Genomic DNA, 19,185 nt, shown 5'->3' with positions numbered 1-19,185 from the left:
GGCAGGAGGAGGTTAAAAGGATGTCTAAAATTCGGGTACTGGATGAACATATTGCGAACCAGATTGCTGCCGGTGAGGTCGTGGAGCGTCCAGCCTCCGTCGTGAAGGAGCTGGTGGAAAATGCGATTGATGCAGGCGGTACGCGGGTGGACGTATGGGTAGAAGAGGGCGGCTTACAAAGTATCCGGGTGACGGATAATGGAAGTGGCATTGAGCCTGAAGACGTGGAAACGGCATTCTATCGGCACGCGACAAGCAAAATTGGACATGGTCGCGACCTGTTTCAGATCACAAGTCTCGGCTTCCGGGGAGAGGCGTTGCCAAGTATTGCGGCTGTATCGAAAGTAGAGTTGCTTACAGCAGCCGGAGATGACGGGCGTGCCCGTAAATTAGTGATTGAGGGCGGTAAGCTGTTGCTTCACGAGGATGCTGCTAGTAGGCAAGGGACGGATTTTACCGTACGGGAGCTGTTTTATAATACACCTGCAAGGCTGAAATATATGAAAACAATCCAGACCGAGCTGGGACACATTTCGGATGTATTGTACCGAATGGCGCTTTCGCACCCGGAAGTGGCCTTCACATTGAGGCATAATGGCAATACATTGCTGCAAACGCTGGGTAATGGTGATTTGCTGCAGGTGATTGCTGCTATTTACGGAACTTCTGCGGCGAAATCCATGCTGCTGCTGGAAGGAGAGAGCCTCGATTACCGAATTAGCGGCTATGTCAGCCGTCCAGAGTGGACGAGGTCAAATCGCAATGCGATCTCGACGGTAGTGAATGGACGTTTTGTGCGAAGCTACGGGCTTAATCAGGCGTTGCTCAAGGCGTATCATACCTTGTTGCCGATCAATCGTTTTCCGCTGGCTGTAATCCAATTGGAAATGCATCCTTCTTTGGTGGATGTTAACGTTCATCCTGCCAAGCTGGAGGTAAGATTCAGCAAGGAAGCTGAACTGTTTCAGCTGGTTGAAGATTCGATAAAAGCTGTCTTAGGGCAGCAAGTGCTGATTCCGAAGGCAGTCAAGCGCGAGATCGGTGGCAAGGACAGTGGCTCATTTGTGCAGGAGCAGTTTCACTTCTCGAAGGGAAATGGTGCAGAAGGGGATGCTCCTTCCGGCAAAGACCAGGGGGGAGCACTGCCACTTTCCGTGACTTCGTCGGAGAGCCAGGTACCACGCCAATCCAATTACTTGAACAGGAACGAAGAGAATAACAGAGGTAGCCAGGAGCTTGAGCAACGTCCAAGCAGGGATAGTCTCTCAGCCATTGGACGGACAAACAAGCTTTCAGGTAAAAGTATTAGTGATGATGAACTGGATGCAGATTTTGTGGAAGAAAACAACGGGAGTGAAGTTAGAGGAGACGTGCCGCTCCCTGATGGGACGCCTGTACAGTCGTCCGAAGGAGGTAATGCCGCAATAGGCACATCTTCTTTATACAGCGAGGGGATACAGGAAACGGCTGCTTCTGCTGCTTACCCATCTTTTGTGCCACCGATTGCAGAACACGCTACGGATTCCCGTCATTTCGCGGATCAGAAGCCGCGCCAGCAACGTCTGAATGCTGAGCAATTGACAGCGGTGTCGGGAGAAGTTCCAGAGTTGCCCAATTTTCCTGAACTGAATTTAATCGGTCAGCACCATGGGACATATCTGATTGCGCAGAACGATCAGGGCTTGTATTTAATTGATCAACATGCCGCACATGAACGAGTCAATTATGAATTTTATTATGAAAAATTCGGCAATCCCGAGTCAGTATCGCAGGAGTTGCTACTGCCAATTACACTGGATTTTACGCCTTCCGAGACGGAAAAGTTGAAAACAAGGCTGCACTGGTTTGAACAGGCGGGGGTGTATTTGGAGCATTTTGGCGGTCAAACTTTCCGCGTCAGCTCTTACCCGTACTGGCTTCCTCAAGGGGAAGAAGCGGATGTCATTGAGGAAATGGCCGGATGGGTGCTGGAGGAAAGAGCCATTGATCTTGCAAAGCTGCGGGAAGCAGCCTCAATCATGTGCTCCTGCCGGGCTTCGATTAAAGCTAACCAGAAGCTGACCGACCGACAGGCTATCGTGCTGCTAGAGCGTTTGGCAGCGTGCAAACAACCATATACCTGCCCTCATGGGCGACCTATTGTGGTTTCCTTTTCCACATATGATTTAGAGAAGCTGTTTAAAAGAGTAATGTAAGGGAGTATATATATGTTGCAGGATCGGGAAAACCGTGAAGAAGAGCAGTTGAGGCTGCGGGAGAAGCAAGTCGAATTACTGGTCACGACAGGGGATTCCCCCTCGGCTGAGGTTGTGGAGCGAGCGAAGCTGCTTGCAGCCGAGTTAGGGGTGCTGTACGCCCCTCGTCGTGGCATATCGGTAGCTAAGCTAATCGCGGCTCACAGAGTCCATCAAGCGTTGGTTCTGGTACAGGGCGGAGTGAGACTGATTAGCCCAGAGCAATCACCGATGGTTTTTCACCCCAGTATGGGCTTCATTCGCGCCAAACGGGTATTAAAGGGTGAACCTGACCCGATGTTGACGGCTGCCCGGCTCGTCCCGGGTGATACTGTGCTGGATTGCACCGCAGGACTTGGCACGGATTCTCTTCTATTTTCAATTGGAACGGGAAGCTCTGGACAAGTCACGGCTGTGGAGAGTTCTTTCCCCGTCTATGCTTTAATCAAGGATGGAATGAGGCATTACCGTTCCGGCAACGCTGAAGTAGATCAGGCCTTTTCCAGCATAGACGTTCGTTTTGGTCATCATTTGGACTATTTGCGTAGTTTGCCGGATCGCAGTATAGATATTATTTATTTTGACCCTATGTTCCGTGATCCATTGCTCGATTCCAGCGCAATCGGCCCATTGAGAGGGTTGGCTAACCCAGACGCGTTGAATGAGGAAAGTATTGTTCATGCGAAACGGATTGCACGAAAAACAATTGTATTAAAAGAAAAACGGGGTAGCGGGGAATTTGCCCGCCTCGGCTTCCGTGTAGAGCAGCGGGGCACAACGAAAACAGTGTACGGAGTGATTGATATTGACAGTGGCACTTAAGCCTAAACTACTTGTTCTTGTTGGCCCGACTGCGGTTGGCAAGACGAAACTAAGCATCGAGATGGCTCGACAATTTGACGCGGAAATTATTTCCGGGGATTCCATGCAGGTATACCGTCATATGGACGTTGGAACTGCCAAAATTTCCGAACAGGAAATGGAAGGAATCAAGCACCATTTAATTGATATTCATGAGCCTGAATACCCATATTCAGTAGCTCAATTTCAGGAAGACTGTCGTCGTCTCATACCTGATATTCAATCTAGAGGAAAGCTACCGTTTATCGTAGGCGGAACAGGTTTATATGTAGAATCAGTCTGCTATGAATACCAGTTTTCCGAGGTGGGGGCTGACGAAGCTTTTCGTCAGGAACAGCTTGACTATGCCGAACAGTTTGGAGCTGACGCGCTTCATGCGCGACTACAGGCGGTTGATCCCGAAAGTGCACTTCGTTTGCATCCTAATGATCGTCGTCGTGTCGTTCGGGCACTGGAAATTTACCATGTTAGCGGAACGACACTTAGCTCTCAACTTGCCAGTCAAAAAAAGGAATCTCCCTACCAACTCTGCATCGTAGGTTTGACAATGGATAGGCAAATGCTATATAAACGTATTGAAGACCGAATTGACGGGATGCTCGATCAAGGGCTTGTTGCTGAGGTAACCTCCTTAATGGAACGGGGAGTGCGAAGCGATGCCATCTCCATGCAAGGTCTAGGCTATAAAGAGATATCCTCCTACCTGCGGGGAGAGGTGTCTTTGGAAGAGGCGGTGACTTGGCTAAAACGGGATACGCGTCATTTTGCGAAGCGACAGCTCTCGTGGTTTCGCCATATGAAGGATATCCAGTGGGTAGATGTCACTGATTTCGGAAATTTTTCTGCTCATGCAGCCCGAATACACGAAATTATAGCAGGAAAGTTCCGGACAGACCTTGAATATACTTCAAAACAATCCAAATGATTATTGGGGGTACGGCTAAAATGAACAAGTCCATTAATATCCAAGATACGTTTCTGAATCAATTGCGCAAGGATTCTATACCTGTAACGGTATACCTCATCAATGGATTTCAGGTGCGAGGGACGATTAAAGCATTTGACAATTTTACGATTGTTATCGACTCGGATGGAAAGCAACAGCTGATCTACAAGCATGCTATCTCCACCTTTACACCGCAACGCAATGTATCGCTTGTACAGCAACAGGATAACGCTAGCGATAACTGATTACGGCTTGACGGTCGTCCGGGTTCATGAAACTTTTCAGGCGTCCGTCTCGTCTAACTGTATAGGAATGTGACCGGGAGCAACCTGATCAGGGTTGTTCTTTTCATTCCGTTTACTTTCATGCTGCCGACAGCAAGCTTTAAGCTTATGTTAGGTACCATATGATTATTCGCGAAAGGGAGTCAGGGGAATGCCAAACGATTCATTGTCCAGATCCGGCAATCGCAATAGAAACACATCTAAAGAGAAGCCGAAGGGCAAGAAAAAGAAAATAACAGGTAAACGAGTGGGGTGGACGCTATTTATTACAGCGGCGTTAGCCATATTTTGCGCACTTGGTGGATATTTATTTGTCATGGTTAATGGCGAAAAAATTTACAAAGCCAACAAGGACAAAATTACAGTGAACGAGACATCGAAGGTTTATGACCGCAACGGTGTGCTCATGGGTGAGTTGTCTGTGCAAAAAAGTGATCCTGTCAAAAGTGAAGAAATTCCACCGCTGCTCAAAAAAGCATTTATCGCAACCGAGGATAAGCGTTTTATGGAGCATCAAGGGGTTGATATTTGGTCTATCGGCCGGGCAGCCGTTAAGGATATCGTGGCCCGTTCGGCAGTGGAGGGCGGCAGTACGCTGACTCAGCAGCTGGCCAAAAACCTGTTTTTGACACGTGACAAAACCTTTTTCCGTAAAGCGACAGAGGTATCCATCGCAATGGCGCTGGAACGGAATTTGACTAAAGATGAAATTATTACTCTCTACTTGAATCGGATTTGGTTTGGACGCTCGTACTCTGGAATTAAGGCAGCCTCGGAAGGCTATTTTGGCGTGTCAGACTTAAACGAATTAAAATTGTGGCAGGTCGCTACACTGGCAGCTATTCCGAAAGGGCCATCCAAGTATAATCCAATAAGTAACCCGGAGAACTCGAAGGCACGACGTGCAGTGGTTCTCCAGCTGATGTTTGAGCAGGGAATGATTGGAAAGCAAGAGATGGAAGAGGCCAAAGCTATAAATTACAATTACAAACAACCGGAAAAAGTTCAAAAGTATCAAAATTTTATGGAATATGTCATGGATGAGGCAGAGGATGCCCTGCCAGGAGTTAGCGGCAATGATCTGATTATTGGTGGTTATAAAATTCATACCACAATGGATGCCCAGGCTCAAAATGCACTGGATCAGGCGATGGCAGATGATGACATGTTCGAAAAAAGTCCGGACGATCAGCCTGTTCAAGCCTCGATGGTCATTATTAACAACCAGACAGGTGGAATTGCCGCGATGGCACCCGGACGGGATTACAAAAAGGGAACCTTCAATCGTGCGACCCAGAGCCGCAGACAGCCAGGATCGGCCTTCAAGCCGATTGTAGCCTATGCGCCAGCTCTCGAATCCGGTAAATTTACGATGGATACCCCTTTGAGTAACGAACGCCAGAGCTTTAACGGATACAGTCCGAAAAACTTACATGGTTACTCGTCGACCATCAGCATGCTCGACGCCATTACGAAGTCTGAAAATATTCCACCTGTATGGTTACTGAACCAAATCGGTGTGGAAAAAGGGGTCCAATTTGCCGAGAGCGTAGGCATTCCGATGGACAAAAATGATCACTCACTTGCTATCGCATTGGGTGGATTAAGCAAAGGAACGAATACCCTTGAAATGGCGCAGGCGTACAGCGCTTTTGCTAATAAAGGACAATTCCAAAAGGCTTATTCTATTAAGCAAATTAACAATAGTGATGATCAAGTTGTTTATACTCATGAAGAGGAAACTAAATCTGTAATGAGTGAAAAAACGGCTTATGAAATGACACAAATGATGCAAAATGTAGTCAATAGCGGTACAGGTCGCAAAGCACGTATTGACTGGCCTGTAGCTGGTAAAACGGGTACGACCCAAAGTGGAATTAGCGGTAACAGTGGTAACCGGGACATCTGGTTTGTCGGTTATACGCCAGAATATACCGGAGCAGTATGGATGGGTTATGATAAGCCGGACAGCAAACATATGCTCAGAAACTACAGTGGGCAGTCGGCAGCCTTTTTCGGAAGAGTCATGGGTGAAGCTCTCAAGGGACACCCGGTTACGCAATTCAGCGAGCCGAAGGGATATGAACCACCAGTTGAGCAGAAGCCAGAAGAGCCGGTTCAAGCTACTGCTCCAAGCGGACTGAGCGGGTCTTATAGTCAGGACACCCAAATTGTATCGTTATCCTGGACTGCGGCGACGGGGGATAATGTACAATACCGCGTGTATCGCAAAGGGACTTCCGATGCAGGCTTTGCGGTAATCATGGAAGCCATGAAGGGTACGAGTGGTGAAGACACGTCTCCTATAGCTGGAAACACGTATGAATATTATGTAGTAGCTTATGGAGCGGATGGTAAAGAATCCGAGGCTTCTAATACGATCCGTGTGGAAATTCCGGCAGAGACTACTCCGGTTGATCCACAGCCAGGGACTGTTCCAAACGAGAATGGAACCTTACCGGATAATGGCGGGGCTACAGACGGACAAAACGGTACAGATCAGGGAAATACAGCTCCTGACGGTGCTAATAATAATGGCTCAGGTCAGGTTCCGGCATCTCCTGGAGATAGTAATGGTACTGGTACTGGAGGGACAGGTAACAATAATGGCAATTCCGGTAACGGAAACGATACAAATCAGGGAAATGGTCAGACTACTACACCGGATGCAGGTATTTCTGATGAAGATACTATGGTAAATCCAGAAAATACGGATGCATCTACGACTGAAGTCACAACGGATGGAACTCAAGAAGGCAATTCCAATGGTCATTCGAACTCCAATCGTGGACGTCACAATCGGGATTAGCAAGTATTGCTTTATGTAAGTTGAATTGGCTTCAAATCAAAGGTATTTTCGGACCGTCTCACGGTCTGAGAATACCTTTTTTTGCTTTGGTAAAGGGGTTCTTTTTGAGTGTACAGTTTAAATATGGTAAGCTGGTTTTACCAATGTTGGAGAGGAACATCATTTATGAAGCGCAAATTCGGAGACCGGGCCAACTGGCGCAGAATCACCAATCGCAAGTTTGCTTGCCGGTATGTAGAAAGTGACGCGTTTACAGGATATGTGACCCTGTATACAATTTTGAGTCTCAAGGAGCCGTTATGGAAAAGTTACGGTGGTCATACGTTTTGCATAGCCGATAAAGGATATTCCTGGCTGCAATATTATCCAAAAGGTGAGCACTATGTAGTGACTGCTATGTTTGACAATCGGGAGCAAATCGTTGAATGGTATATTGATACCTGCCGCAATCAGGGTGTGACCGATCAAGGAGTCCCTTGGTTTGACGATTTGTATTTGGATGTTGTGGTGCTTAAAAACGGTGAAATCTTCCTGGTGGATGAGGATGAATTGGAGGAGGCGTTACAACGGGGGCATATCTCAACGCAAGAGGCAGAATTGGCTAACCGTACAGCGGCTGATGTGTTACATCAGATAGATGCCCACGTGTTCCCCTATTTTAAAATGTCGCTGAAACACCGGGCAGAATGGTTTCAAAACGGTGATTTCAAGAGAGAACGGTGAAAGTTTTGCAGTGGATTAAAGACACTGGGCCCAAGCGTCCTGAGTTAAAAAGCAAACAGAGTCGCCTTAAGAAAATATCTATGGTATCCAAGCGTCTTGTACTTTGTTTGATGATTTTCATTTTGGTCGGATTGGTCTGGGCAGGTATCCGAGTGTGGAGCATGAATACGACCGCCTCTACCACTCCGCTCAAGCAAGCGCAAATTGGTATCGTACTAGGTGCTTCTATGTGGGGAGCTGAGCCCAGTCCCGGATTGAAGGAAAGGCTGGAAGAAGCCTTGCGCTTATACCGCAACGGGACGGTACAGCGTCTAATTGTAAGTGGGGGACTGGATAAACCAGATTTTCCGTATACGGAGGCTGAGGGCATGCAGCGCTATTTGGTAGATAGAGGAGTCCCTGTGCAGCATATTGTGTTAGAAAACCATGCGACCAGTACTTACGAGAATCTGCTCTATAGCCAACGCATTATGAAGGAATATGGATGGACCTCTACCGTGATCATCACACATAGCTATCATGGCCCTCGGGCGATGGAGATTGCTCAATTCTTGAAATTTGATCATCCTCAGATGGCTCTAACGGAATCTAAAGTGCTGAATATGCCAATTCATCAATCTAGAGAAGTATTGGCATACGCTAAATGGACACTGCAACGATGGTGGATCAGCGCTCAAACTTGGGTTTCCTGAATTAAAGAAAAGGCTTTGTGCACGTTCCCGTTGCTTTTATGCTAATAAGGACATGCCAGACCGAATACATTAATAGGGTAAGCTGTGCCTGAAGAAATGTTGAGGTGATGGATGCATGAACGGACGGGGAATCGCCGCGGGCAAGCGGTCGGAGGAGAGACCTTCCAGACAAATCAATGTCGTGCTGCGTAGCCCGGAGCCGATAGCTTCGGTGACTGTGGACGAGACGGAAGCAGTGGCTTCAACCAAGTCGCAGGCGCTACCGCAGTATCTCAGTCTTTATCAGGAAATTCAGAAAGAACTCGATCATCTCGTCGGCTTGGATAACATCAAAGACCTGGTATTTGAGGTATATGCCTTTTTGCAAATCGCCCATATGCGCACGGATGCGGGATTGTTGAGCAATGCACACGTATATCACATGATTTTCAAAGGAAATCCAGGTACGGGGAAAACGACAGTAGCCCGCATTATCGCGAAAATGCTGCAAAAAATGGGGGTACTGAGCAAAGGTCATCTGATTGAGGTGGAGAGGGCTGATCTGGTCGGTGAGTATATTGGTCACACGGCACAAAAAACGCGGGATCTGGTAAAAAAATCCCTTGGCGGCGTGTTGTTCATTGATGAGGCTTACAGTTTGGCACGCGGAGGAGAAAAGGATTTTGGCAAAGAAGCGATTGACACCTTGGTAAAGTCCATGGAAGACCAAAAAAATCAATTTATTTTGATTCTCGCTGGATACTCGGGGGAAATGGACTTTTTTTTACGAACGAACCCTGGTCTTCCTTCACGCTTTCCAATCCAGTTGGATTTTCCTGATTATACTGTGGATCAGCTTATCCAAATTTCAGAGATGATGGCCAAGGAGCGGGATTATATTCTCATGCCTCAGTCCATAATTAAAATGAAGGAGCATTTGCTAAACGAGCGTAATGACAGTCTTCATGCATTTAGTAATGCACGCTATGTTCGTAACGTGATTGAAAAAGCGATTCGGCACCAAGCTGTCAGGTTGCTCAATCAGTACAGGAGCGGGCAACCCGGCAAGCAGGAATTGATGACGCTACGTCCAGAGGATTTGAAAATGGACAAAAGATAGGCGATAATAGGAATCTGAATCACATCGAATTGTATGACATCGAACGGGGGCCGGCCTGAACATCAGGTCGGTCTCTGTTCGAGAGTTGACATGAAAATAAAGGAGCAAACAATATGGCGAACTCCACTCATGATACACAAACCGAAATGCAGGACAAGGCGGTGCTGGTCAGTCTGATTACGGATGAAGTCAAACGATCTAGCATCAATACGGAATACTCGTTGGATGAGCTGGTGAAACTGGCTGAGACAGCGGGAGTTGAAGTACTGAGCGTTCTGACACAGAATAAGGAAGCCAAAGATTCAAAATGGTTTATTGGCAAAGGAAAAGTAGAGGAATTGCGCGCAGTTGCTGAAGAATTGGGAGCGAATACAGCTATTTTTGATCAGGAGCTCTCGGGGGCCCAAGTACGGAATCTGGAAGAAAGTCTGGATCTCAAAATTATTGACCGGACACAGTTGATTCTGGACATTTTTGCTCAACGCGCAAAAACACGGGAAGGTATTATTCAGGTTGAACTGGCGCAGTTGTCGTATTTACTCCCCCGTTTGTCTGGACATGGAAAAAATCTCTCGCGTCTTGGCGGTGGAATCGGAACACGTGGTCCTGGTGAAAGCAAGCTGGAGACAGACCGTCGTCATATTCGTGACCGAATCAGTGATCTGAAACGTCAACTGGAGGAAGTGACCCGTCACCGGTATTTGCATAGGGAGCGCAGACAAAAGAGCGGTATTGTTCAGGTTGCACTTGTTGGCTATACCAATGCGGGCAAATCGACGCTGTTGAAGCAACTGACAGCAGCCGATGTATATATTGAGAATCAACTGTTTGCGACGCTGGATCCTACCTCCAGAACAATGGAGCTACCGAGTGGAAAAGAAGTTATTCTTACAGATACGGTTGGTTTTATCCAAAATCTTCCCCATGATTTGGTGGCTTCCTTTCGTGCTACTTTGGAGGAGGCGAATGAGGCTCATCTCATTTTGCATGTCGTGGACGCGTCTTCGGATATGCGAGACGAACAGATGAAAGTTGTGGAGACGATCTTGCAGCAGCTAGGGGCTGCGGACAAGCCTCAGATCGTTTTATTTAACAAAAAAGATGCCTGTACCCCTGAGCAACTAGAAATGCTTCCTTCTGGGGAGGGCTATTTGAAAATCAGCGCTTTTGATGAAGGGGATTTGCTGCGCATTCGTGAACTGATTCAAGAGCATCTGAGTGGTGATACGCTGAGATTTCGCATTCCTGCGGAACGTGGAGATTTAACATCGGTGCTTTATCGAATTGGAGATGTACTGCTGACAGAGTATGATGGCAATGATGTCATTTATGAGGTGGAAATTCAAAGAGGCGAGTACGAAAAATATGGTCATGCGCTCAGCGAGTTCACAGAAGGTTAACATCTAATGATGTTTTTGGGTCAATAAAATGATAACGCTCATCGTTTAAAGTGAACAATAATATAACATGAATAGCCTAAGGCTGCGTAAGAGAGAGGGTCAAGAAAGTAAATGGTAGTTTTTAGTCCAGAAATACAGCAAATTCAGGAAACGGCAGAACATAAAATACAAGAACGTATACAGCACATAGATCATATTGTAGATTCAAATCAGTGGAAGGTAATTCAGGCATTCCAGCGGAAGCAAGTGAGCGATTTTCACTTTGCGGGTTCTACGGGATATGCTTACAATGACCGGGGACGTGAGGTGCTGGAGGAAGTCTATGCGGATGTGTTTGGTGCGGAGGCAGCGCTGGTGCGTCCGCATTTTGCCTCGGGTACTCATACAATTGCCACTGCTTTATTTGGTGTGCTACGCCCAGGGGATGAACTGTTGTACATTACAGGGAGACCTTATGATACCCTCCACAAAGTGATTGGTAAGCCCGGCGATGGAACAGGATCATTGCAGGATTTTGGCGTTACTTATGGAGAAACCTCACTGACAGCGGAAGGTAAAGTGGACTGGGGAGCAGTGAAGGCTGCGATCCATGCCAATACCAAAGTAATCGGTATTCAGCGCTCACGCGGTTATGATTGGAGAGCTTCCTTTAGTGTAGCAGATATTGAAGAAATGACAGCACGTGTGAAGGAAATAAAACCTGACGTCATTGTCTTTGTTGACAATTGCTACGGTGAATTCACCGAGAAGCTGGAACCTACTCAGGTCGGTGTCGATTTGATGGCAGGTTCGTTGATTAAAAATCCCGGTGGTGGCATTGCAGAAACGGGTGGATATATCTGCGGCAAACAAAAGTATGTAGAGCTGGCTGCCTACCGATTAACTGCACCTGGAATTGGTGGAGAAGTAGGAGCCATGCTAGGTACTACACGAGGCATATTTCAGGGACTATTCCTTGCTCCAACACTGGTTGGGCAAGCGGTTAAAGGGAGCGTATTCGCAGCTGCGGTCTTTGAAGAGATGGGATTTGAGACCAAACCTGCTTGGCATGAAGAGCGTACGGATTTGATTCAGGCTATTTCTTTTAGTGGACCAGAGCATCTAATTGCTTTTGTACAGGGCATTCAGCGTGCGGCTGCCGTGGATAGCCATGTGGTGCCAGAGCCATGGGATATGCCGGGATATGAGCATCCAGTTATTATGGCTGCAGGTACGTTCATACAAGGGGGAAGTTTGGAACTATCCGCAGATGCTCCGATTCGTGAGCCTTATATTGGTTACATGCAAGGGGGCTTAACCTACTCTCATGTCAAATTTGGAGTGCTTATGGCTCTGCAAACGATGAAAGAACGTAAATTATTGTGAGTTTTTCTAACATGTCATTGACACTTTGCATCAGCTAAATGTACAATAAGGTGAATAATAGATCACTGGAAGGTTGATGACAAATGGGCGACGAAATTCGCAGAAATATGGCCTTATTTCCAATAGGTATTGTCATGAAGCTAACGGACTTGTCAGCACGTCAGATTCGTTATTATGAACAGCATAACTTGATAGTTCCTGCCCGTACATCTGGAAACCAACGTCTTTTTTCTTTTAATGACGTAGAGCGTCTGCTTGAAATTAAGGCGTTGATCGAGAAGGGTGTTAACATTGCGGGAATTAAACAAGTCATGAATCCGGTTACCAAGGAATCGGAGGAAGCTACGGTTATTACTGCAGATACGGAAGTTAAACGCCGTGAAATGTCTGATACTCAGCTTCACCGCTTGCTGAAACAACAACTTGTTGCAGGCAAAAGACCAGGACAGGTATCCCTGATCCAAGGCGAATTATCACGGTTCTTCAATAAGAGATAATGCTTTGACTTACCTCTTGGTATAAGGTTGCCTTACTTAAAACCTGGTCTCATCATTTAAGTAATTTATAGAACAACTGATTCGTATATAGTCGTTACAGAAAGGGAGAGGTTAGAGTGAGTTATAGCAGAGAAGATATCCTTCGGATTGCGAAAGAGGAAAATGTTCGTTTTATTCGTTTGCAATTTACAGATTTGCTGGGCACTATTAAGAACGTTGAAATTCCGGTTAGTCAACTGGAAAAGGCATTGGATAATAAAATGATGTTTGACGGTTCTTCCATAGAAGGTTATGTGCGTATTGAAGAATCTGATATGTATTTATATCCAGATTTGGACACTTGGGTTGTCTTTCCTTGGGTAACCTCGGATCGTGTTGCTCGTTTGATTTGCGATATTTACAAGCCGGATGGAGTCCCGTTTGCAGGTGACCCGCGGGGCATTTTGAAACGTGTACTTAAGGAAGCAGAAGAGTTGGGATACACTTCGATGAATGTCGGACCAGAGCCTGAATTCTTTCTGTTCAAAACGGATGAAAAAGGCGAGCCAACTACAGAACTGAATGACCAAGGCGGGTATTTTGACCTGGCTCCGATGGATCTGGGTGAAAACTGCCGTCGTGAAATTGTACTTAAGCTTGAAGAGATGGGCTTCGAAATTGAAGCATCTCATCATGAGGTTGCACCTGGTCAGCATGAGATTGACTTTAAATATGCAGATGCGATTAAAGCTGCCGACCAGATTCAAACGTTTAAACTCGTTGTTAAGACGATTGCTCGTCAGCATGGTTTACATGCTACCTTTATGCCAAAACCTTTATTTGGTGTAAATGGCTCCGGCATGCACTGCAATCAATCGTTGTTTAAGGACAATGAAAACGTATTTTATGATGAAACGGACGAACTCGGATTAAGCCAGACGGCCCGCCACTATATGGCTGGTATTCTGAAACATGCACGTGCAATGGCAGCGATCACGAATCCAACAGTAAATTCCTACAAACGTCTCGTACCTGGTTATGAAGCGCCTTGTTATGTGGCTTGGTCTGCAAGCAATCGCAGTCCAATGATTCGGATTCCCGCGTCTCGTGGTCTGAGCACTCGCGTCGAAGTTCGTAACCCTGACCCGGCGGCGAATCCTTATTTAGCCTTGGCAGTGATGCTGAGAGCTGGTTTGGATGGGATCAAACGTCAGTTGGCTCTGCCAGCTCCGATTGATCGTAACATTTACGTGATGTCTGAAGAAGAGCGGATTGAAGAAGGCATTCCAAGTCTGCCTGCAGACTTGAAAGAAGCTTTGTCTGAACTTATTCGGAGCGAAGTTATCTCTGACGCACTGGGCGACCATGCGCTGGCCTACTTCTATGAGCTTAAGGAAATTGAATGGGATATGTATCGCACCCAAGTGCATCAATGGGAACGCGATCAATATCTGACGCTTTACTAAAATGAGAAATCCCTTGGCGCTCTGAGCGTTGAGGGATTTTTTGTTTGTGGGTAATCCATCCGTCATTTGAGACTAATTCGTTCTCCCCACAAAAAATATTATTGAAGTAGGCCCTCGGTAAAAGACTCATAGTTCTCCATGCTATTCATCTCTATTTTTTTGGAGATGTGTGCATAAACGTCGGCTGTTATTTGGATGTTACCACGTCCAAAGCCTCTCCTGTACAAATTACATTGTAGCCCTAGCTTCAAGTAGCAGTACCGCATGATGTTATATATGCGTTTGTCCGAACAGAGAGCATAACGCCAATCAGTTTCACGAGAGAAAATTTTAAAACTAACATTAATGCGAAATATGTGTTGGATGCCTTGAAAGCCTTAGAAATTATCTAAAGAGTACAGCTATATAAGCGTATCCCCATTTTCCAAAAAGGATACACTGGTATTTTTATTTTATCCCTGCCTTCCCCTAATTGTCTATATAGTTGATTATTGCTATTAAATTTATAATCCTTTGTTCAGTTGATTATGTTTATTTTCTAGGCTTTTTTCTCAAAGATTTTTGCTATGGAGAAAAGTGAGGCTTATTCAATAATCACGCCCTTCAGTGGAATAACTAAAATATGGCTTCTACCTTAAAATAATTTACGTTCCTCTTTAACTAATGCACCCTTTCGTTTAAGTACACTCCTTTACAAGCTAAGCTTTTAAAGTGGATGGTAACTACTTACTTATTTTTAATAGGTTATTTCTTACGTAACCAAGTAAAATAAATTAAAGATTTTAAAATGATAAAAAATAAATATCCTATAAATTCTTATAAAAATCTTTAAAAATACATATTTTTCGATAACGAAGTTGATTAGAATTAAGCCGTAATTTGTAATATAAATTTTATTTAGCGGACTTACAAGCTGCTTTACCACGTTTAATAAAGCACTTGTTAGGAAGAAAAGGAGAAGAGAAAATGGGAAAACTAGTTGGAAAAGTTGCCATTATTACAGGAGCAGGCGGTGGATTAGGTAAGTATATTGCACTTCGCTTCGCAGAAGAAGGTGCCAAACTTTCCTTATGTGATATTAATCCAGAAGGGCTTCAAGAAGTAGACGAATTATGCAAAAGTAAAGGCGCTGACGTATTTGCAAACGCTTTTGATGCTTCCGATTTTGAGCAGTCAGAAAAGTTTATTTCTACTACGGTAGAACATTATCAAACAGTAGATATTTTAGTGAATTTGGCTATTGCTATTAAGACGCCTCATTCATTCTTAGAACATACGAGAGAAACACTTGATATAAGCTACCAGACTGGACTCGTTTCAACATGGAACTTTATGAAGTTGTGTTATCCATATCTTAAAGAAAATGGCGGTAAAGTAATTAATTTTGGATCGGGATCTGGTGATCAAGGTCAGGAGGGATATGTAGCTTATGCAGCTATTAAGGAAGCAATCCGTGGTCTCTCTAGGGTAGCTGCCCGTGAATGGGGTCCTGATAATATCAATGTAAATGTGGTGAATCCAGGAGCAATCACAGATGTTATCCAAGCGTACCTCGATCAATTACCGGAAGAGCAACGTGATCCAATAAATTTAGGCTTCGAGCAAACTGCTATGAGAGGATTTGGAACTCCGTATGAGGATATCGCACCAGCAGTATTGTTCTTAGCAAGTGAAGATTCTAGACATATAACTGGTCAAACAATAAATGTAGATGGTGGCGTCAATATTCATGCATAGATAATGAAATAGAGTGAAAGGCTTCCTATTTATTTAGGTGGATAATCCAATATTTCAACCCGTTTTATGAAGAGGTTAATCCATTTGAAACGATTAAATTACTAAAAAAGTGAACAAGCTTTCCTAATGGATGTCTGGCTGAATAACATGAAATGATTCAATAAAAAGAACCGCTAATTCCTAATGAACTAGCGGCTTTCTAATTAAATGTACGATTGAGTAAGAGCGAGAACTAATGAATGAATGGATTTTCCGGTATTGATTTGGTGTTAATCCAGTATATTTTTTAAATATGCTTGAAAAGTAACTTTGATCACTGAAGTGAAGGAGCATACAAATGTCCGTCACAGAATGTTCAGACTGGATAAGTAATTTCTGAGCTTCTTTTATTTTTTCATCTTGAATATATTTTCCAAGCGGTTTGTTGGTTTCTTTTTTAAAAAGCTGTGACAAATAAACGGGATTTAAATGAACCATGTCTGCCAAATCCTTTATAGAAATCTGTTCAAAAGTATGATTGAATATATAGTTTTTACAAAATCTAACTACTTTAGAATGATTATTTCCTCTGTTTTAATTCATACGATCAACTATTGAATATAAGAAGTTATCTCCAATCGAGTAGACTTTTTGTAGTTCGGAAGTTTCTTCTACTTTTTGAATGCTAACATTACTCATCGTATAAGCAATTTCAGGATAAAGCCCACCGTCAATTGCTGCTCTTGTTGCAAGTGCAATAGAGATAATTGTTTGATTTTTAATGTTACGAAGGTGACTTTTTTTCGAAAGCAGACCCACACCTTCAATTTTGATTGTATCAAAATGTTGCAGTAGTTTTTCCTTATCTCCTTCTTTTACATATTGCCAGATTTTCTGTTCGACCCGATAATCCATATGAAAAGAAGCCTCAAGACGGCGGTGGCGTACTAATTGTTCAATATGGGTTGGTTCAATTTCTTCAGAATGCATTAATTGAGATCTGACTAACTCTTCTTCAAGCGGTTCTTGGCATATTAAATAATGTGTCAGGAAGCAAAGAGACAAAATTTGTTTTTGGTTTAACCATTCTAATTGACTGTAATAAAGAAGCAACTCTTGCTGATAAGTAGAAGATATTTGATAGTCATGCATAATACCATTACTATTTCCTCAGTAACCTCGTAGGAAGAAAAAGGTCCAATTATTATTGTTTCGATTGAAGACGAATGAAATACAACGAACGTTTCCAGATAGTTTGTTGTTCTGATTAAGGGTAAATTTTGCTGATCTTCAGGCTGAATGAGCCGGTTTATAAATTCTTCTATTAAGTGAAAAAGAGGATGTTTAAGATGGTCTCCATTTCTATAAATATGATTCGTTTTATTGTTTAAAATAAAAATTGGAACATTATACGCATCACATATTATTTTAGAGATGAGTTCTAAGTTTGGTTTCAATATTAGCACCGCCTTATTTTATAGAAAATAAAGTAATTTTATATATTTTTTCTATAAAATATATAATTACATACGATGATAGTATGGCTCTTTCAATTAAGTTTTAATTGAGAGTTGTCATGATAGTTAAAATACTTACTTTAGTAGCTAATCGTTCAATTTCACTTGAAAATAGTGACATTTGTAGTGAAAAAAGAGGTTAGTAGAGCGAATTTCTTTAAGCTCTTCTAACCTCTAAAATTTTATAATTAAAATAGTTTGTAAAGAACTTTCTTTATTTAAAGCTTAGGTATTTATTTTAGAATAAGATTTGACCGCCGCGCAATTAATCGTTGAACCGGTTAATAACTTACCGTTGTTCATAGCAAAAATCATTGCATCTGCGACTTCTTCTGCTGTTGCTGAAATATTTAGAGGTGTTGATAAATGAATAGCCATTCCAATTTCTTCAGTTAATGTGACAGCACTCGCAGCAATATTTGTTTGCATATTGTTTGGTGCAACATCTACAGCATGATTTATAGCGGCGTATAAACCGTTATTAGGCAGTTGGCTTGAATGAATTGTGCCGAATTTTTCAACAGCTCTTTCAACATATGCTTTTACGTCTTCTTCATTTGATACATCTGCTTTTATTGCTTCAGCACCTAATTCTACGCACAAATCGGCTGTTTTTTTGCCCATCTATTTCGTTAAAGTCTACAATGACTAATTTATATTGCTCTTTCGCTAATTTTAAAGCTGTGGCACGACCTAAACCTGTTGCTGCACCTGTAATTACTACTACATTACTCATTTTTGTTCCTCCTTCAACTTATACATTACTAGAATGTTTATCTAACTAGAATTATAGTGATAATAGTAAAATAAAGAACAACATCATAATGTTTAATGTATGTTATCCAACGTTTTTTGTGATATTGTTGGATTAAAAGGAGGTTTCACATGCAAAAACAGGACTTACGAGTAATCAAAACTAAAAAAAATTTATTTAATAAATTACTACAACTTCTTCAAACAGATGATTTCAACGATATCACCGTCACAAAACTATGTGAATATAGTGAAATAAATCGTTCAACATTTTATACACACTATTCGAATATCGATGATTTATTTGAAACACATATGATCGAAATTATGAATAAACTTAATGAAGAATACAAAATGGCTTACAATCGAATTTATTTACTTGAACATGATGGCTTAACGAATGTCTTTCAACATATATTAGATAACCGATATTTCTATGACATTCTTTTTTCTGAGAAGATTCCAACAAAATTCACTTCACTATTCATCCAACACTATATGAAATTGCCTAAAGAAATCATTTCTAAAACTGTCCGAAGTGAAATCGACTATGAGCTTTACCATACATTTTGTGCCAGTGCGACAATTGGGGTAATTAATCATTGGCGTAAGACTGGCTATGCTAAAACCCCCTTACAAATGAGTACTCAAACAATGACATTTTTCTCTAATGAACTATAATTAATGGATTAATTACAATTAGTAAACTATTAAACCGACATAGAAATGTTACTTGGTCTCAATCCAGCTATCCTATAAAGGCACGAATATTGTTAAATCAATGTCCGTGCTTTTTTCTGAGGAATATTTTTGAAAATCATTTTATACAGGTGGTTGAAACGGT

General features: G+C 43.2%; 18 protein-coding genes. 14 read left to right on the top strand and 4 right to left on the bottom strand.

Features of this window, described 5'->3' with window-relative positions; translation table 11 throughout:
- Positions 1–20: 20 nt before the first annotated feature.
- The 13 genes from mutL to AC5ELV_RS05265 all read left to right on the top strand — a co-directional run bounded on the left by mutL (position 21) and on the right by AC5ELV_RS05265 (position 16,092).
- Positions 21–2,195 carry a DNA mismatch repair endonuclease MutL gene (mutL, locus tag AC5ELV_RS05325; RefSeq protein WP_493429408.1) on the top strand — a complete coding sequence of 725 codons (2,175 nt, stop codon included), beginning with the start codon at positions 21–23 and terminating at the stop codon, positions 2,193–2,195.
- Positions 2,196–2,207: 12 nt separating this feature from the next.
- On the top strand, positions 2,208–3,056 hold the full coding sequence (locus AC5ELV_RS05320; protein WP_493429407.1) for a class I SAM-dependent methyltransferase: 849 nt from the start codon (positions 2,208–2,210) through the stop codon (positions 3,054–3,056).
- Entirely contained in the window at positions 3,040–4,020 is a 981-nt protein-coding gene (miaA, locus tag AC5ELV_RS05315) for a tRNA (adenosine(37)-N6)-dimethylallyltransferase MiaA (RefSeq protein ID WP_493429406.1), read from the top strand. Before AC5ELV_RS05320 ends, miaA begins: the two co-directional genes overlap by 17 nt.
- Positions 4,021–4,040: 20 nt before the next feature.
- Entirely contained in the window at positions 4,041–4,286 is a 246-nt protein-coding gene (hfq, locus tag AC5ELV_RS05310; protein WP_023989043.1) for an RNA chaperone Hfq, read from the top strand.
- 190 nt (positions 4,287–4,476) lie between these two features.
- Positions 4,477–7,134 carry a PBP1A family penicillin-binding protein gene (locus tag AC5ELV_RS05305; protein ID WP_493429405.1) on the top strand — a complete coding sequence of 886 codons (2,658 nt, stop codon included), beginning with the start codon at positions 4,477–4,479 and terminating at the stop codon, positions 7,132–7,134.
- Positions 7,135–7,299: 165 nt separating this feature from the next.
- The gene (locus AC5ELV_RS05300) at positions 7,300–7,857 is read left to right on the top strand and encodes a ribonuclease FAU-1 family protein (RefSeq protein WP_493429404.1); all 558 of its coding nucleotides are present in this window, start codon (positions 7,300–7,302) and stop codon (positions 7,855–7,857) included.
- Entirely contained in the window at positions 7,854–8,549 is a 696-nt protein-coding gene (locus AC5ELV_RS05295) for a YdcF family protein (RefSeq protein ID WP_493429403.1), read from the top strand. The genes AC5ELV_RS05300 and AC5ELV_RS05295 overlap by 4 nt, the downstream gene beginning before the upstream one ends.
- A gap of 115 nt (positions 8,550–8,664) precedes the next feature.
- Positions 8,665–9,648, top strand: a complete 984-nt coding sequence (locus tag AC5ELV_RS05290; RefSeq protein WP_025718768.1) for an AAA family ATPase — start codon at positions 8,665–8,667, stop codon at positions 9,646–9,648.
- Positions 9,649–9,761: 113 nt separating this feature from the next.
- Positions 9,762–11,048 carry a GTPase HflX gene (gene hflX, locus AC5ELV_RS05285; protein ID WP_493429402.1) on the top strand — a complete coding sequence of 429 codons (1,287 nt, stop codon included), beginning with the start codon at positions 9,762–9,764 and terminating at the stop codon, positions 11,046–11,048.
- Between the two features lie 111 nt (positions 11,049–11,159).
- Positions 11,160–12,413 (top strand): methionine gamma-lyase family protein, encoded by a 1,254-nt coding sequence (locus tag AC5ELV_RS05280; RefSeq protein WP_493429401.1) that lies wholly within the window; start codon positions 11,160–11,162, stop codon positions 12,411–12,413.
- Between the two features lie 83 nt (positions 12,414–12,496).
- Positions 12,497–12,910 carry a MerR family transcriptional regulator gene (locus AC5ELV_RS05275; RefSeq protein ID WP_007430683.1) on the top strand — a complete coding sequence of 138 codons (414 nt, stop codon included), beginning with the start codon at positions 12,497–12,499 and terminating at the stop codon, positions 12,908–12,910.
- Positions 12,911–13,026: 116 nt separating this feature from the next.
- Positions 13,027–14,355, top strand: a complete 1,329-nt coding sequence (glnA, locus tag AC5ELV_RS05270) for a type I glutamate--ammonia ligase (protein WP_013310575.1) — start codon at positions 13,027–13,029, stop codon at positions 14,353–14,355.
- Positions 14,356–15,321: 966 nt separating this feature from the next.
- A complete protein-coding gene (locus tag AC5ELV_RS05265; RefSeq protein WP_493429400.1) occupies positions 15,322–16,092 on the top strand; it encodes an SDR family NAD(P)-dependent oxidoreductase in 771 nt (256 codons plus the stop codon).
- 180 nt (positions 16,093–16,272) lie between these two features.
- On the opposite strand, the gene AC5ELV_RS05260 is transcribed toward AC5ELV_RS05265, so the two are convergent.
- The 4 genes from AC5ELV_RS05260 to AC5ELV_RS05245 all read right to left on the bottom strand — a co-directional run bounded on the left by AC5ELV_RS05260 (position 16,273) and on the right by AC5ELV_RS05245 (position 18,324).
- Positions 16,273–16,569, bottom strand: a complete 297-nt coding sequence (locus AC5ELV_RS05260; protein WP_493429399.1) for a helix-turn-helix transcriptional regulator — start codon at positions 16,567–16,569, stop codon at positions 16,273–16,275.
- A 96-nt stretch (positions 16,570–16,665) separates the two neighbouring features.
- Positions 16,666–17,223, bottom strand: a complete 558-nt coding sequence (locus tag AC5ELV_RS05255; RefSeq protein WP_493429398.1) for a hypothetical protein — start codon at positions 17,221–17,223, stop codon at positions 16,666–16,668.
- Positions 17,224–17,813: 590 nt separating this feature from the next.
- Positions 17,814–18,212: a hypothetical protein gene (locus AC5ELV_RS05250; RefSeq protein WP_493429397.1), complete on the bottom strand. Its 399-nt coding sequence runs from the start codon at positions 18,210–18,212 to the stop codon at positions 17,814–17,816.
- Positions 18,169–18,324, bottom strand: coding sequence for an SDR family NAD(P)-dependent oxidoreductase (locus tag AC5ELV_RS05245; RefSeq protein WP_493429396.1), 156 nt, complete (start codon positions 18,322–18,324; stop codon positions 18,169–18,171). The genes AC5ELV_RS05250 and AC5ELV_RS05245 overlap by 44 nt, the downstream gene beginning before the upstream one ends.
- A gap of 149 nt (positions 18,325–18,473) precedes the next feature.
- On the opposite strand from AC5ELV_RS05245, the gene AC5ELV_RS05240 reads away from it, so the two are divergent.
- Positions 18,474–19,022, top strand: a complete 549-nt coding sequence (locus AC5ELV_RS05240; protein ID WP_493429395.1) for a TetR/AcrR family transcriptional regulator — start codon at positions 18,474–18,476, stop codon at positions 19,020–19,022.
- Positions 19,023–19,185 lie beyond the last annotated feature (163 nt).

Source organism: Paenibacillus sp. NMA1017, assembly GCF_058895805.1.
The sequence above is the reverse complement of the archived record's forward strand: the minus strand, read 5'-3'. Positions and strand labels throughout refer to the sequence as shown.